15 protein-coding genes and 1 tRNA gene are annotated in these 14,878 nt (G+C 63.0%); 10 read left to right on the top strand and 6 right to left on the bottom strand.

Going from position 1 to position 14,878, the window contains the following annotated elements:
• Position 1 precedes the first annotated feature (1 nt).
• The 6 genes from AC0L14_RS08310 (at position 2) to glpK (ending at position 6,573) form a co-directional block, all read left to right on the top strand.
• Positions 2-1,072 (top strand): ABC transporter ATP-binding protein, encoded by a 1,071-nt coding sequence (locus AC0L14_RS08310; RefSeq protein WP_473526785.1) that lies wholly within the window; start codon positions 2-4, stop codon positions 1,070-1,072.
• Between the two features lie 2 nt (positions 1,073-1,074).
• On the top strand, positions 1,075-1,941 hold the full coding sequence (locus AC0L14_RS08305; RefSeq protein ID WP_065007669.1) for a carbohydrate ABC transporter permease: 867 nt from the start codon (positions 1,075-1,077) through the stop codon (positions 1,939-1,941).
• Between the two features lie 112 nt (positions 1,942-2,053).
• A complete protein-coding gene (locus AC0L14_RS08300; protein WP_473526784.1) occupies positions 2,054-2,872 on the top strand; it encodes a carbohydrate ABC transporter permease in 819 nt (272 codons plus the stop codon).
• A 27-nt stretch (positions 2,873-2,899) separates the two neighbouring features.
• Positions 2,900-3,181: a DUF2160 domain-containing protein gene (locus AC0L14_RS08295; RefSeq protein ID WP_473487039.1), complete on the top strand. Its 282-nt coding sequence runs from the start codon at positions 2,900-2,902 to the stop codon at positions 3,179-3,181.
• Between the two features lie 72 nt (positions 3,182-3,253).
• Entirely contained in the window at positions 3,254-4,996 is a 1,743-nt protein-coding gene (locus tag AC0L14_RS08290) for an ABC transporter substrate-binding protein (RefSeq protein ID WP_254025941.1), read from the top strand.
• 83 nt (positions 4,997-5,079) lie between these two features.
• On the top strand, positions 5,080-6,573 hold the full coding sequence (gene glpK / locus AC0L14_RS08285) for a glycerol kinase GlpK (RefSeq protein ID WP_473526783.1): 1,494 nt from the start codon (positions 5,080-5,082) through the stop codon (positions 6,571-6,573).
• 77 nt (positions 6,574-6,650) lie between these two features.
• On the opposite strand, the gene AC0L14_RS08280 is transcribed toward glpK, so the two are convergent.
• A complete protein-coding gene (locus AC0L14_RS08280) occupies positions 6,651-7,130 on the bottom strand; it encodes a BA14K family protein (RefSeq protein WP_473749137.1) in 480 nt (159 codons plus the stop codon).
• Positions 7,131-7,405: 275 nt separating this feature from the next.
• Between AC0L14_RS08280 and AC0L14_RS08275 the strand changes: the two genes are divergently transcribed.
• Positions 7,406-7,481 (top strand) — tRNA-Lys (locus tag AC0L14_RS08275).
• A 141-nt stretch (positions 7,482-7,622) separates the two neighbouring features.
• On the opposite strand, the gene dprA is transcribed toward AC0L14_RS08275, so the two are convergent.
• The 4 genes from dprA to AC0L14_RS08255 are packed head-to-tail and all read right to left on the bottom strand — an operon-like array spanning position 7,623 to position 11,614.
• On the bottom strand, positions 7,623-8,747 hold the full coding sequence (gene dprA, locus AC0L14_RS08270; RefSeq protein WP_473526781.1) for a DNA-processing protein DprA: 1,125 nt from the start codon (positions 8,745-8,747) through the stop codon (positions 7,623-7,625).
• A complete protein-coding gene (plsY, locus tag AC0L14_RS08265; RefSeq protein ID WP_473526780.1) occupies positions 8,744-9,331 on the bottom strand; it encodes a glycerol-3-phosphate 1-O-acyltransferase PlsY in 588 nt (195 codons plus the stop codon). The genes dprA and plsY overlap by 4 nt, the downstream gene beginning before the upstream one ends.
• Before the next feature lie 19 nt (positions 9,332-9,350).
• Entirely contained in the window at positions 9,351-10,637 is a 1,287-nt protein-coding gene (locus AC0L14_RS08260; RefSeq protein ID WP_473526779.1) for a dihydroorotase, read from the bottom strand.
• On the bottom strand, positions 10,634-11,614 hold the full coding sequence (locus AC0L14_RS08255) for an aspartate carbamoyltransferase catalytic subunit (RefSeq protein WP_123145822.1): 981 nt from the start codon (positions 11,612-11,614) through the stop codon (positions 10,634-10,636). The genes AC0L14_RS08260 and AC0L14_RS08255 overlap by 4 nt, the downstream gene beginning before the upstream one ends.
• 164 nt (positions 11,615-11,778) lie before the next feature.
• On the opposite strand from AC0L14_RS08255, the gene AC0L14_RS08250 reads away from it, so the two are divergent.
• From AC0L14_RS08250 to AC0L14_RS08240, 3 genes are all read left to right on the top strand, one after another.
• A complete protein-coding gene (locus AC0L14_RS08250; protein ID WP_473487033.1) occupies positions 11,779-13,407 on the top strand; it encodes a DNA alkylation response protein in 1,629 nt (542 codons plus the stop codon).
• A 128-nt stretch (positions 13,408-13,535) separates the two neighbouring features.
• A complete protein-coding gene (locus AC0L14_RS08245; RefSeq protein WP_473749135.1) occupies positions 13,536-14,114 on the top strand; it encodes a hypothetical protein in 579 nt (192 codons plus the stop codon).
• Entirely contained in the window at positions 14,114-14,425 is a 312-nt protein-coding gene (locus tag AC0L14_RS08240) for a DUF6105 family protein (RefSeq protein WP_123145824.1), read from the top strand. Before AC0L14_RS08245 ends, AC0L14_RS08240 begins: the two co-directional genes overlap by 1 nt.
• Here the strand turns inward: AC0L14_RS08240 and ruvX are convergent.
• Positions 14,392-14,877: a Holliday junction resolvase RuvX gene (gene ruvX / locus AC0L14_RS08235; RefSeq protein WP_123145825.1), complete on the bottom strand. Its 486-nt coding sequence runs from the start codon at positions 14,875-14,877 to the stop codon at positions 14,392-14,394. The two genes, AC0L14_RS08240 and ruvX, sit on opposite strands and share 34 nt — an antisense overlap.
• Between the last annotated feature and the right edge of the window lies 1 nt (position 14,878).

Below are 14,878 nucleotides of genomic sequence, written 5' to 3'. Positions count from 1 at the left end.
CATGGCGCGCATCGACTGCAACCATATCCGCCACGCCTACGGGCCGCATCCGAAGTCGGACAAGGACTATGCGCTGAAGGAGGTGCATCACGCCTTCGAGGACGGCGGCGCCTATGCGCTGCTGGGGCCGTCGGGCTGCGGCAAGACCACGCTGCTCAACATTATTTCCGGCCTGTTGTATCCGTCGCATGGCGAGCTTCTGTTCGACGGCAAGGACGTGACCAATCTGTCGACGCAGGAGCGCAATATCGCGCAGGTGTTCCAGTTCCCGGTCATCTACGACACCATGACCGTCTACGACAATCTGGCCTTCCCGCTGCGCAACCGCGGCGTTCCGGAACCCGACGTCGACCGCAAGGTGCGCGAAACGCTGGAAATGACGGGGTTGGCCGATATGGCTATGAGAAAGGCGAGGGGGCTGACCGCCGACCAGAAGCAGAAGATCTCGCTCGGGCGCGGGCTGGTGCGCTCCGATGTCAACGCGATCCTGTTCGACGAGCCGCTGACCGTCATCGACCCGCATATGAAGTGGGTGCTGCGCTCGCAACTGAAACAGCTGCACAGGCGCTTCGGTTTCACCATGGTCTATGTCACGCACGACCAGACCGAAGCGCTCACCTTCGCCGAAAACGTCGTCGTCATGTATGAGGGCGAGATCGTGCAGATCGGCTCTCCAGCCGAACTGTTCGAGCGGCCCAAGCATACATTCGTCGGCTATTTCATCGGCTCGCCGGGCATGAACGTCATGCCGGTCGCGGTCGAAGGCAGGAACGCGCGGCTCGGCAGCCAGACGATCGAATTGCCGGGCGCGCCCAAGGCTGGAATCACAGGCGCGATCGAACTCGGCATCCGCCCCGAATATGTCAGGCTTGGCGCCAGCGGCATGCCGGTTTCAATCCGGAAGGTCGAGGATATCGGCCGCCACAAGGTGGTGCGCGCCAGTTTCGAAGGCCGCGACATCGCGGCGATCGTCGGCGAGGACGAGGACATTCCCGCCGATCCGAAGATCGCTTTCGACCCGGCAGGAATCAATATCTATGCCGATTCCTGGCGCGTCGAGATGGGAGGCTGAGCATGGATAAGACCTGGAACAACAAGGCTTGGTTCATGGTGCTGCCGGTGCTGGTGCTGGTGGCGTTCAACGCAATCATCCCGCTGATGACGGTGGTCAACTATTCAGTTCAGGAGACGTTCGGAAACAACCTGTTCTTCTTTGAAGGCGTTAAGTGGTTCCAGGAAGTCCTTAATTCGCCGCGCTTCCACGCATCGCTCCTGCGCCAGTTCGCCTTCACCGGGTTAATCCTGCTGATCGAGGTGCCGCTAGGCGTGGCGGTGGCGCTTGCCATGCCGCGTTCCGGCCCATGGGTCGCGGTCTGCCTGGTGTTGATGTCGCTGCCGTTGCTGATCCCATGGAACGTCGTCGGCGCCATGTGGAACATCTTTGCGCTGCCGGACATCGGGCTGCTCGGCTATGTTATCAACGCGATGGGCATCAGCTACAATTTCACCAGCCAGCCGCTGTCGGCGTGGTTCACCGTCGTCCTGATGGACGTATGGCATTGGACCTCGCTAGTGGTGCTGCTTGCCTATGCAGGCCTCGTCTCGATACCCGACGCCTACTATCAGGCTGCAAAGATTGACGGTGCATCACGCTGGTCGGTGTTCCGCTTTATCCAACTGCCCAAGATGAAGCGCGTGCTGACCATTGCCATGCTGCTGCGGTTCATGGATTCCTTCATGGTCTACACTGAACCGTTCGTACTGACAGGCGGAGGACCGGGCAATGCCACGACCTTCCTGTCGATCGATCTTGTCAAGGCAGCGCTCGGCGAATTCAACCTCGGAATCGCGGCGGCCATGAGCATCATCTACTTCCTGATGACGCTGCTGGTGTCGTGGCTCTTCTACACCCTGATGACCCAATCCGAAGCGGAGGGCTGAGATGACATCGGTGAAGGAAGGCCTTGGGGATAAAAGGAGCGACGTTTTGATGCGAGAGCAGACAACGCCGCCACCGGCGTCGAATGCGGCGGGTCTCCGGTCGGCGAGCGTAATGAGCGGACGCGGCCGGGAGGCGCGCTTCCTTTGGCTCGTGCCGACGGTCTACATCATCTTCCTGATGCTGCCGATCTACTGGCTGCTCAACATGTCGTTCAAGACTACGAACGAAATCCTCGGCGGCTTCTCATTGTGGCCACGCAGTTTCACGGTGGCGAGCTATGTCGAGATCCTCACCAACCCCGTTTGGTACAATGGCTACATCAGCTCCATCAGCTATGTATTTATCAACACTGCGATTTCGGTCAGCGTGGCGCTGCCCGCTGCCTATGCCTTCTCGCGCTACCGCTTCCTTGGGGACAAGCACCTGTTCTTCTGGCTGCTGACCAACCGCATGGCGCCGCCGGCGGTTTTCGCGCTGCCGTTTTACCAGCTCTACTCGGCCATCAATCTCTTCGACACGCCATGGGCCGTTGCGCTGGCGCACTGCCTGTTCAACATACCGCTCGCAGTGTGGATTCTCGAAGGCTTCATGTCCGGCGTGCCGAAAGAGATCGACGAGACGGCCTTCATAGACGGCTATTCCTGGTCGCGGTTCTTCGTGAAGATATTCATGCCGCTGATCGCTTCCGGCATCGGTGTCACGGCGTTCTTCTGCTTCATGTTCTCTTGGGTCGAGCTGTTGCTCGCCAAGACGCTGACGTCTGTCGCCGCGAAGCCGATCGCCGCCGTGATGACCCGGACGGCGAGCACATCGGGCTACGAACTCGGATTGCTGGCGGCCGCCGGCGTGCTCACCATCGTTCCGGGCGCGATCGTCATCTGGTTCGTCCGGAACTATATCGCCAAGGGGTTTGCGCTCGGCCGCGTCTAGCGGCGGCGCAGGGAAGGAGTAAAGACGATGGATCTGTCATGGATGGCCTGGACTTGGCAGACCGCCACCTTCTTCGGCGTGATCCTGCTTCTTCTGGTCGGGATGACCGCGTGGGAGTGGGCCAGTCCTGGCGGAGCGCCGCGCCATGGCATTCTCGGCCTCGATACTACGCGTGGCGACCGACTGTTCATTTCGCTGCTAGGCAGCGCCTACATCCATCTCGCTTGGCTGGGTCTTGTCGGACCCAACCTGTGGTGGGCACTCGCCCTCTCGATCGTCTACGCCATCGGCGTTTTTCGATTCGTCTAGGGGGAGAAACTGTTGGAGCGGCCGCACAACGACCGCTCCGATCGCACTTGAAACCGAAATGGGAGGAACCTCATGCGACGTCACCTACTAACATCGACAACGGCACTAGTCCTGCTGCTCGGGGCCAGTCAGGCCTACGCAGGCATGGACGAAGCCAAGACATTCCTTGACACGGAAATCAATGGCCTTTCGACCCTCGATCGCTCGGCTCAGGAAGCCGAAATGCAATGGTTTGTCGATGCTGCGAAACCCTTCGCCGGCATGGAAGTCAACGTGCTGTCGGAAGGTATCCCGACACACACTTATGAATCGACCGTGCTCACCAAGGCGTTCGAGGCGATCACCGGCATCAAGGTCAACCACCAGATCCTCGGCGAGGGCGAAGTCGTCCAGGCCGTGCAGACCCAGATGCAGACCAACCGCAACCTCTATGACGCTTATGTCAACGACAGCGACCTGATCGGCACCCATTCGCGGCTGCAGCTTGCCGTGAATCTCACCGATTTCATGGCCGGCGAAGGCAAGGATGTCACCCTTCCGACGCTCGATCTCGAAGACTTCATTGGCATCAAGTTCACGACCGGCCCGGACGGCAAGCTCTACCAGCTCCCGGACCAGCAGTTCGCCAACCTCTACTGGTTCCGCAAGGACTGGTTCGACAAGCCGGAACTCAAGGAAAAGTTCAAGGCCAAGTATGGCTACGATCTCGGCGTCCCGGTGAACTGGTCCGCCTACGAAGATATCGCCGAATTCTTCTCCAAGGACGTGAAGGAAATCGACGGCGTGCAGGTCTTCGGACACATGGACTACGGCAAGCGCGCACCCGATCTCGGTTGGCGCATGACTGACGCGTGGCTGTCCATGGCCGGCACCGGCAGCCCCGGCGAGCCGAATGGCATCCCGATCGACGAATGGGGCATTCGCATGGAGGCGGGCACCTGCAATCCGGTCGGCGCGAGCGTTTCGCGCGGTGGCGAGGCGAATGGTCCGGCGTCGGTCTATGCCATCGCAAAGTGGGACGAGTGGCTGCGCAACTTTGCGCCTCCCGGAGCAGCGAGCTACGATTTCTACCAGTCGCTGCCCGCGCTGAGCCAAGGCAACGTGGCCCAGCAGATCTTCTGGTACACGGCTTTCCTCGCCGACATGGTGAAGCCCAAGTCGGAAGGCAACAACACGGTCGATGATCAGGGCAATTTGTTGTGGCGCATGGCCCCGTCGCCGCACGGCCCGTACTGGAAGGAAGGGCAGAAGATCGGCTATCAGGACGTGGGCTCTTGGACGATCCTGAAATCGACCCCGGCCGATCGTGCCAAGGCCGCCTGGCTTTATGCGCAGTTCGTCGTGTCGAAGACCGTGTCTTTGAAGAAGTCCCATGTCGGGCTCACTCTGATCCGCGATTCCGACATTCGGCATCAGTCGTTTACCGACCGTGCGCCCAAACTCGGCGGCTGGGTGGAGTTCTACCGCTCTCCAGACCGGGTCGCCTGGTCGCCGACCGGCATCAACGTGCCCGACTACCCGAAGCTCGCCCAGATCTGGTGGCAGCAGATCGGCGACGTGAACTCCGGGGCGTTCACTCCGCAACAGGCGATGGATCGCCTCGCTGAGGAAATGGACATCACGATGGCCCGCATGCAGGCCGCCGACGAGTCCGCTAAGGTCTATGGCGGCTGTGGTCCGCGACTCAACGAGCCGAAAGATCCGGCCGAATGGTTGGGCAAGCCGAACGGTCCTAAGGCCAAACTCGAGAACGAGAAGCCGAAAGGCGAGACCATCGTCTATGAGGAACTGATCAAGCGCTGGACCACCCAGTAGGCTTGCCGAACCGCCAAAGCGGAAAGAGACCACAGGGAGGCGGCGCGAGCCGTCTCCCTTCGTTGTAACTGAGGGTAGACAGCATGACCGGATACATCTTGTCGATCGACCAGGGCACCACGTCCAGCCGCGCCATCGTGTTCGACGGGTCCATGAAACTCGTGGGCAGCGGACAAAAGGAGTTTGCCCAGCACTATCCGGCCTCCGGCTGGGTCGAGCACGATCCAGAGGAAATCTGGGACACGGTCGTTTCGACCTGCAAGGCAGCCTTGGCTGCTGCCAGGCGAAAGGCCGCCGACATCTCGGCAATCGGCATCACCAATCAGCGCGAGACCGTCGTCATCTGGGACCGGGCGACCGGCAAACCGATCCACAACGCGATTGTCTGGCAGGACCGCCGCACTGCACCGCTGTGCCAGAAATTGAAGAAGCAGGGGCTGGAGAAGAAGTTTACCAGAAAGACCGGCCTGCTGCTCGATCCCTACTTCTCCGGCACCAAGATCGCCTGGATGCTGGACAAGGTGAAAGGCGCCAGGAAGCGCGCCGAAAAGGGCGAATTGCTGGCCGGCACAATCGACAGCTTTTTGATCTGGCGGCTGACCGGCGGCAAGGTTCACGCCACAGACGCCACCAACGCCTCGCGCACACTCGTCTACAACATCGAAAAGAATACCTGGGACGACGAGCTTTTGGCGATCCTGAACATACCGGGAAAAATGCTGCCGCAGGTGAAGGATTGCGCCGACGATTATGGAATCACGGAGAAAAGTCTCTTTGGCTCGGAGATAAAAATCCTCGGTGTGGCTGGCGATCAGCACGCGGCGGCTATCGGCCAGGCCTGTTTCGAGCCGGGCATGATGAAGTCCACCTATGGCACCGGCTGCTTCGCGCTGCTCAACACCGGCAGTGATCTGGTGCGCTCGAAGAACCGGTTGTTGACCACCATTGCATACAGGCTGAACGGCAAGACCACTTATGCGCTGGAAGGGTCGATCTTCATCGCGGGTGCTGCCGTGCAGTGGCTGCGCGACGGCATCAAGGTGATCGGCAAGGCCGAGCAGAGCGGCGTGCTGGCGGCGAGCGCCGATCCGACTCAAGAAGTCTATCTGGTGCCGGCTTTCGTCGGGCTTGGCGCGCCGCACTGGGACGCCGACGCACGCGGCGCCATCTTCGGGCTGACCCGCAATTCGGGCCCGGCCGAATTTGCCCGCGCCGCATTGGAATCCGTGGCTTTCCAGACCCGCGACCTGCTCGATGCCATGCGCAAGGACTGGAAGGGCGCTTCAGCGAAGACCGTTCTCAGGGTCGATGGCGGCATGGTGGCGTCGGACTGGACGATGCAGCGGCTTGCCGACATCCTCGATGCGCCGGTCGACCGTCCAACCATTTTGGAGACGACGGCACTCGGCGCGGCTTGGCTGGCCGGCTCGAAGGCGGGCGTCTGGCCTAAGACAAGGGAATTCGCCAAGAGCTGGGCGCTCGAACGGAGATTCAAGCCGGATATGGGAGCTTCGGTCCGTTCCGCCAAGCTGGCGGGTTGGCGCGATGCTGTGCGCCGGACGCTGAGCATGCTGTAAGTTCGCGCACCGAAAAGCCTGCGCCGTTGCCGGCGCGGGCTCTTCAACAACCCTTACTCAACTCTGCCCGGGCTTGATCAATAGGGCGAGATGCACTGCCGGCGGGGGCCGTAGTAAGGCTGGTACGTGTTGTCATAGGCCCGGTAGGATCTGTAGGGGCTGTAGCACCACCCCACGTGTGAACCGCCTCGATAGACGGGGCGGTACTGGTTGTTGATGATCGCGCCGGTGATCAGCGCGCCAGTGGCGAAGGCAGCCAGCGGGAACCAGTAGTCGCCGTGACGGCGATAGCCGCGACGATAATAGCGATAGCCGCGATGGCCGCGCCAATACTTGAAATCGTCACGGGCGAAATCGCGACGGTAAAAATCGCGATGGGAGAAATCGCGACGGGCGAAATCGCGGTTGAAACCACGCCTCCACCGCCTGTGTTCGACAGTCTGGACATCCGACGAGACGTTCTGACCCAGCGGCACGTAGATGGGCTGGGCATTGACGGGCACGATCTCCGCTACAACGAATGACGCTGACAGCGCGGTCGCCAGCAAGCCCGACATGATCCTGTTCCTGATCTTCTCCTTGAAAGCGTCGTCCCTTGTAGCGACAAAAACGGGCAGGTTGCGCAATTGTTCCGCGAAAAATAGCAAGCTGCTGATTTGTAACGCGTCTCGGTTTTTGTGCGAGACAGCAACTCCGACCTTGTCGAGACGTTTTGCGAGGCGCCATGAGACCGCGAAAAGCCCGGCTTACGTGCCCACTTTTTCCGGTTGACCGGTCGAGGCACTCTCCCTATGTTCCGCGCAATTTCGAGGGCGGCATTCTGAGCCCGCGGGAGCGCGTAGCTCAGCCGGTAGAGCAACTGACTTTTAATCAGTAGGTCCAGGGTTCGAATCCCTGCGCGCTCACCATTGTTTCACGTTAAAATTCAGTTACTTAGGCTTATCCGCGGATTACTGCCACGACAAACGCGACCAGCAACAGGCGGATGAGGCGAGCATCGGGGCAGGTTCTCCCAAGAATCGTGTGCTGAGACATCCGGAAAACTCTGATCACACCAGCGAGACCTTCCCGCCGGCGTGGCGCTCCAGCCGGCCGGCGAGGTCGAGTTCCAACAGCACCATGAAAACCTGGGCGGGATGCAGGCCGGTGTGGCGGATGATTTCGTCGACCGCCACCGGCGTCGGGCCGAGCGCTTCGATGACGCGGGTGCGGTCGTGTTCGCCGGGCGGCGGCGTTGCCGAAAAGTCGGGCGGCTCTTCGAGCGGCGGCGCCTCTCGTGTCTGCACTCCGACTAAGGGGGCGATCGCATTGCTAATATCCGATGCCTCGGTGACCAAGGTGGCGCCGTCCTTGAGCAAGGCGTTGGCGCCGGCGGCGCGCGGATCGAGCGGCGAGCCGGGGACGGCGAATACCAGCCGGCCCATCTCCCCGGCAAGCCTGGCACTGATCAGCGAGCCGGAGCGTTGCGCGGCCTCGACCACGACCAGCCCCAATGCCGCACCGGCGACAAGGCGGTTGCGGCGCGGAAAATCCTGGGCGCGCGGCTGCCAACCGAACGGCATTTCCGAAATGATGGCGCCGCCGCGCTCGGCAATCTCGTTGCACAGTCCGGCATTCTCGGGCGGGTAGGGCAGGTCGAGGCCGCCGGCCAGCACACCGATCGTGCCAGTCGCAAGGCTGCCCTGATGTGCTGCCGTGTCGATGCCGCGCGCCAGGCCGGAGACGATGCCGTAGCCGTTGCGGCCGAGTTCGGCGGCGAGCGATCGCGCCATCTTGATCCCGGCCAGCGAGGCATTGCGGGCGCCGACGATGGCGACTGCCGGCAAGCGGAACACGGCGCCTTCGCCCTTGACCGCGAGCAGCGGAGGCGGATGGTCCATGCTTTTCATCAACGACGGATAGTCGGCCTCGCCGATGCCGACGAAGCGGGCGCCGGCCCGCCGGGCCATCTCCAGTTCCGCCTCTGCCTCGGCAATCGACGGGATGCGGACGCTCTTTCTAGCGCCGCCCGAAATCATCAGCTCGGGCAGCATCTCGAGCGCCGTCTCGGCCGAACCGAAGCGGTTGATCAGATCGCGAAAGGTGGCCGGGCCGACATTCGGCGTGCGGATCAAACGAAGCCAGCTCAACCGCTGCCGGTCGCTGAGTCGCGGCCCGGCGGCGCGCTGGCTCACTCCCTGGCCCCGATCTTGCTCTCGGTGCCGGCCAGCAGCCGCGCAATGTTGGCCCGGTGTTTTATGAAGACGATCAGGCTCATCAGCACGAACAGCCCGGCAATCTCAGGCGTGCTAAGGACATAGAGTGCAATCGGCACGACGACTGCAGCCGTCAGCGCCGCCAGCGAGGAATAGCGGAACAGGAAAGCAGCGGCCAGCCAGACGACGGCGAAGATCAGCGCCACCTGCCAGGCAAGGGCGGTCAGCACGCCGAGATAGGTGGCGACACCCTTGCCGCCTTTGAAGCCGAGCCAGACCGGAAAGAGATGGCCGAAAAAAGCGCCGAGGCCGGCCCAAGGCCCGAGTTCCGGTGCAAAGCGACCAGCGATCAGCACAGCCGCCGTGCCTTTCAGCGCGTCGAGCAGCAGCGTGGCGGCGGCCAGGCCCTTGTTGCCGGTGCGCAGTACATTGGTGGCGCCGATATTGCCGGAGCCGATATTGCGGACGTCGCCAAGGCCGGCGGCGCGGGTGATCAGGAGCCCGAACGGGATCGAGCCGAGCAGATAACCGAACACCAGCGCCAAGACGATGCCGTAAGCCATTGTTCCCCCAGATATGCCCCTAGGCTGAAAACACTGTGCGGCCCGCCACCATCGTTTGCAAGACCTTGCCCTGCAGCCGCGCGCCTTCGAAACAGGTGTTTTTCGAGCGCGAACGGATGCCGCTTTCGCTGACGATCCATGGCTCGTCGAGATCGACCAACGCAAGATCGGCGACCGCACCCGGCTTCAGCGTGCCACCGGGCAGGCCGAACAGTCTTGCCGGCGCCGTGGACAATGTCTCAACCAATCTAAGCAGCGTCACGTCGTCATTGTGATAGAGCCGCAGCGCCGCACCCAGCAGCGTTTCCAGTCCGATGGCACCGGCCGCGGCGTCGGCGAAGGGCAGGCGCTTGGTGTCGACGTCCTGCGGGTCGTGCGAGGATACGATGAGGTCGATCGTGCCGTCCTTGACCGCCTCGATCATCGCCATCCGGTCTTCCTCGGCGCGCAGCGGCGGTGTCAGCCGGAAGAAGGTGCGGTATTCGCCGACATCGTTCTCATTGAGCGACAGATTGTGGATCGAGACGCCTGCTGTGACATTCGCGCTGTCGGCTTTCGCCCGCGTTACCGCGTTTGCCGCCATGGCCGTCGAGATCTTGGCCGCGTGATAGGCGCCGCCGGTCAGCCGCGCCAGCGCAAGGTCGCGCTCCAGCGGAATGGACTCGGCCTCGCGCGGAATGCCGGCAAGGCCGAGCCAGCTGGCATAGAGGCCTTCATTCATGACGCCTGACGAGGCGAGGTCGGGGTCTTGGGTTTCATGAGCGATCACGCCGCCGAAATCGCGCGCATAGGTCAGCGCGCGGCGCATTACCAGTGCGCTTGATATGGTGTGCCGCCCGTCGGTGAAGGCGACCGCGCCGGCCTCGCGCAGCAGCCCGAATTCGGTCATCTCGCGGCCTTCGAGGCCCTTGGTGATCGCAGCCGCCGGAAAGATGTTGACGATGGCCGTGTCCTTGGCGGTGCGCAGCACGAATTCGACGAGCGCGACATTGTCGATCACCGGGTCGGTGTCGGGCATCATGACGATGGAAGTGACGCCGCCGGCGGCCGCCGCCACGCTGGCCGAAGCGATGGTTTCGCGGTGCTCACCGCCCGGTTCGCCGATGAAGACGCGCGCATCGATCAGACCGGGGATAACAGCCTTGCCGGCGCAGTCGATGACGACGGCATCTTGCGGAGCGCCCTGGTTCAATGCCGCCTTGCCGGCAGCGACGATCCTGCGGCCCTCGACAATGACCGTGCCGACCTCGTCGATGCCGCGCGACGGATCGACGATGCGCGCCCGGCTGAAGACCGTTGTGTTCATGCGCCGCGGCCCTCGAGGTTGCGGTCCTCACGATTGCGGCGGGGGTCGAGCAGGGCTTCCATCACCGCCATGCGCACGGCAACTCCCATCTCCACCTGTTCCTGGATGACGCTCTGCGGACCGTCGGCGATTTCCGAGGCGATCTCGACGCCGCGGTTCATCGGGCCGGGATGCATGACCAGAGCGCCGTCCTTGGCCGCCTTCAGCTTCTCGGCATCGAGGCCGAAATAGTGGAAATATTCGCGCACCGAAGGCACGAAAGCGCCTTCCATGCGCTCGCGCTGCAGCCGCAGCATCATCACCACATCCGCGTCCTTGAGCCCTTCGGCCATCGAACGGGTGACGATCACGCCCATTTTCTCGATGCCGGCAGGCAGAAGCGTCGACGGCGCCACGACGCGGACCTGGGCGCCGAGCGCATTGAGAAGCATGATGTTGGAACGCGCCACGCGCGAATGCAGGATGTCGCCGCAGACCGCCACGATCAGCTTCGACAGCGGGCCCCTGGCGCGGCGGATGGTCAGCGCGTCGAGCAGCGCCTGCGTCGGGTGCTCATGGGCGCCGTCACCGGCATTGATCACCGAGCAGCCGACCTTTTGCGCCAGCAGTGCGGCGGCACCCGCCGACTGGTGGCGGATGATCAATATGTCCGGCCGCATGGCGTTCAGCGTCATCGCCGTGTCGATCAGCGTCTCGCCCTTCTTCACCGAAGAACTGGCCACCGACATGTTCATGACGTCGGCACCGAGCCGTTTTCCGGCCAGCTCGAACGACGACTGCGTGCGGGTCGAGGCTTCGTAGAAGAGGTTGATCTGGGTGCGGCCGCGCAGCGTCGAGGTCTTCTTCTCCGACTGCCGCGAGATCGCGACCGCCCGGTCCGCCCTGTCCAGCAAAAGCTCGATGTCGGCGGGGGAAAGATCGCGGATGCCCAGAAGATGGCGGTGGGGATAGAGTGGCAGGGACGAAGCGTCGGTCATCTCAAGGCGCTGCTATAGGGTGGAGGACCTTTGGCTGCAAGCACCAGCTTTGGATTGCGGCCTTTCTCCCCGGTATTTTCGTCGCGCGGGTTGCGCGGCTTGGGCTATAAACCGCCGATGGCTTCGGATTCGTGGCCTTGTGATGATGATGATAAGGACAATGCGTGACCGACGACGTGACGAACCAGCCGCCGCCGCTGGCAGGCGGCAACGCCTGGCGGGGCGATCCGTTGCTGATCCAGCTTGCCGAGCGTTTTTCCGATCCGGTGCGCAAGGATCTCGACGGGCTCGGCCGTTTCGTGCTGACGCACGAGGCGCAGGAGCTGGCCCGCCTTGCCAATGTCGAGACGCCGAAGCTCAGGACCCATGACCGGCAGGGCCGGCGCATCGATCTGGTCGAGTTCCATCCAGCCTATCACGCGTTGATGCGCCGGTCGGTGGCGAACGGGCTGCATTCGTCGGTCTGGGAAAATGGCGATGCCGAGATCGGCCGCCGTCATCAGGTGCGCGCCGCCCGTTTCTACCTGACGGCCGAGCTCGAAACCGGGCATCTCTGCCCCATCACCATGACCAGCGCATCGCTGGCAGCGCTGATGGCAAGCCCGAAGCTTTTTCGCGAATGGGCGCCGCGTGTGACGACACGCAAATACGACCAGGGCCAAAAGCCGCCGGTCGAAAAGGCCGGGCTGACGCTGGGCATGGGCATGACCGAGAAGCAGGGCGGCACCGACGTCCGCGCCAACGTCACCAGGGCCGAGCGCGCCGGCAGCAGCTTCTATCGCCTGACCGGCCACAAATGGTTCATGTCGGCGCCGATGTCGGATGCGTTCCTGGTGCTTGGACAGGCGCCGGAAGGGCTTTCGTGCTTTCTCGTTCCCCGCATTCTCGGCGATGGGTCGGGTAACGGCTTCCGCTTCCAGCGGCTGAAGGACAAGCTCGGCAACCGCTCCAACGCGTCGTCCGAGGTGGAGTTCGTCAACGCCATCGGCGAGATGGTCGGCGAGCCAGGGGCGGGTGTCAAGACGATCATGGACATGGTGACGCTGACCCGGCTCGACTGCGCGATCGCCTCGTCGGCGATCATGCGTGCCGGGCTGGCCGAGGCCGTCCACCACACCCGTCACCGCCAGGTGTTTGGAACCAATCTGATCGAGCAGCCGCTGATGCAGCGCGTGCTGGCCGACATGGCGCTCGACGTCGCTGCGGCCACCGCGCTGTCGTTCCGGCTGGCGCGCTCCTTCGACGAGGCGGCCAGCGACCGCGGCGAGGCGGCCTTCGCGCGCGCCATGACGCCGGTCGTCAAATACTGGGTCTGCAAGATCGCACCACCGCTGCTCTACGAGGCGATGGAATGCCTCGGCGGCAATGGCTATGTCGAGGAGGCGCCGCTCGCCCGCTACTATCGCGAAGCTCCGGTCAACTCGATCTGGGAGGGATCCGGCAATGTCATGGCGCTCGACGTGCTGCGCGTGCTGGGGCGTGCACCGGGCCTGTTCGAGGAGGTGCTGGCCGGCATCGATCGCGATCTCGGCGCCGGCGGACGCGGCACCGTCGGTGTGCTCAAGGCTGCAATGCAGGTCGCGGCAACCGACGAGGGCTCGGCCCGCCTGCTCACCGAGCAACTGGCGCTGTCGGCGGCAGCGGCGGAGCTTCGCAGGCTGGGGGCAGGGCGGATCGCCGACGCCTTCGTCGAGACGCGCCTCGCCGGCCAGTGGCGCAACACTTATGGCATGCTCGATTCACGCCATGATGCGCGTATGATCATCGATACGCTCTATCCGCCGGTCACCTGAGAAGAGACTTGGGAGGGTTTCTCGTCGTCTGTCGCGCCGCTGTGGATGACCGTTAACCTTAACAAATGGTTTCCATTGCGATGGCGGGCGGCAAAGCCCACTGTCCTGTTTACGGAAGCAGGAACGCCATGCGGCATATATTAAGCTCCTTTCTGGCCTTGCACTGGGCGGTCGTTTTCGCCCTGCTGGCGTTCATCTGCATCGACGGGAATCGCGGTGTTGCGGCAGCGCTTGGCGTGCTCGGCGTCGTCCTCCAGAACACCAGCTTCGTCGACCTCGAAAAGGCCGTCGTCGTGGCAGCGCTTGCCGTAGCGCTGCTGGTCGTCGCGGTGCTCTTCTGCTGGGCTTTTGTCGAGACTCTGTTTAGCGACCCGACAAATCCGGACGCCACCGACAGCGTCGTGCGGGTCGCCTTCATCTCCGCCTCCGGCGTACTGTCGCTGATTGTCGTCGGCGGCGCCGCGCAAGGCATCAACGGGCTATTCATGGCTATCGCGGTGCAACTGGCGGCACTGCTGGCTTCCTATGTCGCCATGCTCGCAGAGCGGCGGTCGGCCCTTGCCGCAACGGTTCCGGGCACCGGTGAAGTCCGTGCCGCCGCGCATATGATGGCGAAGGCGGCGGCGCACAACTCGGCGCTCTCGCGCATTTCCGGCCGGCCGGACGCAAGCTTCGGGCCGGACACAAACTTGAGGGATCGCCGCTGATGCGCACCTTGTTCGCGCTATGGGCGGCCCCGCTCGCCCTGTTCTGGGGCTGGTTCTTCCTGTCGCTCAACGATATCAATTTCGGCTACGTCATGCTGAGCCGCCAATTGCATGACCTCGTCTTCCAGCTCTATGGGGAAATGCTTGGCATCGATCCGGCGCTCATTCCCGGCATGGTGGCAAAGGCCTGCATCCTCGACAGTCTGCTGCTCATGGCGTTTTGGGCGTTCCGCCGCCGCCGGGTGATCGGTGGCTGGATCAGGATAATGCTCGACCGCTATTTCGACCAGGCACCGACGCCGAGCGCCTGAAGCCGGTCGAGAACGCCCTGCAGAATAAAGGCCGCCGCGGCGGAATCGATCTTGCCGGCGCGTTTGCGGCGCGAAAAATCCATCTCGATCAACGTCCGCTCAGCCGCCACCGTCGACAGTCGCTCGTCCCACAAAACGAAGGGCAGGTCGGTCACAGCAGCCATGTTGCGGGCGAAGGCGCGGGATTTCTGGGCGCGCGGGCCTTCCGACCCGTCCATGTTGACCGGCAGACCGAGCACCACGGCCCCGACGTTCTCTTTCTGCAGCAAGCCGAGCAGCACAGCTGCATCCAGCGAGAATTTCCTGCGCATGATGACGGGACGCGGGTGGGCGAAGGCAAAGCCCCGGTCGGAAACCGCGACGCCAATGGTCTTGTCGCCGAGGTCGAGCCCGGCCAGCGTCTTGCCGCCGCTGAGCCGCGCCGGCAGCTCTTCGATGGTGATGATGCTCAAC

It is taken from the genome of Mesorhizobium sp. WSM4841 (assembly GCF_055811515.1).
This window is presented reverse-complemented; position numbering and strand designations above follow the sequence as displayed.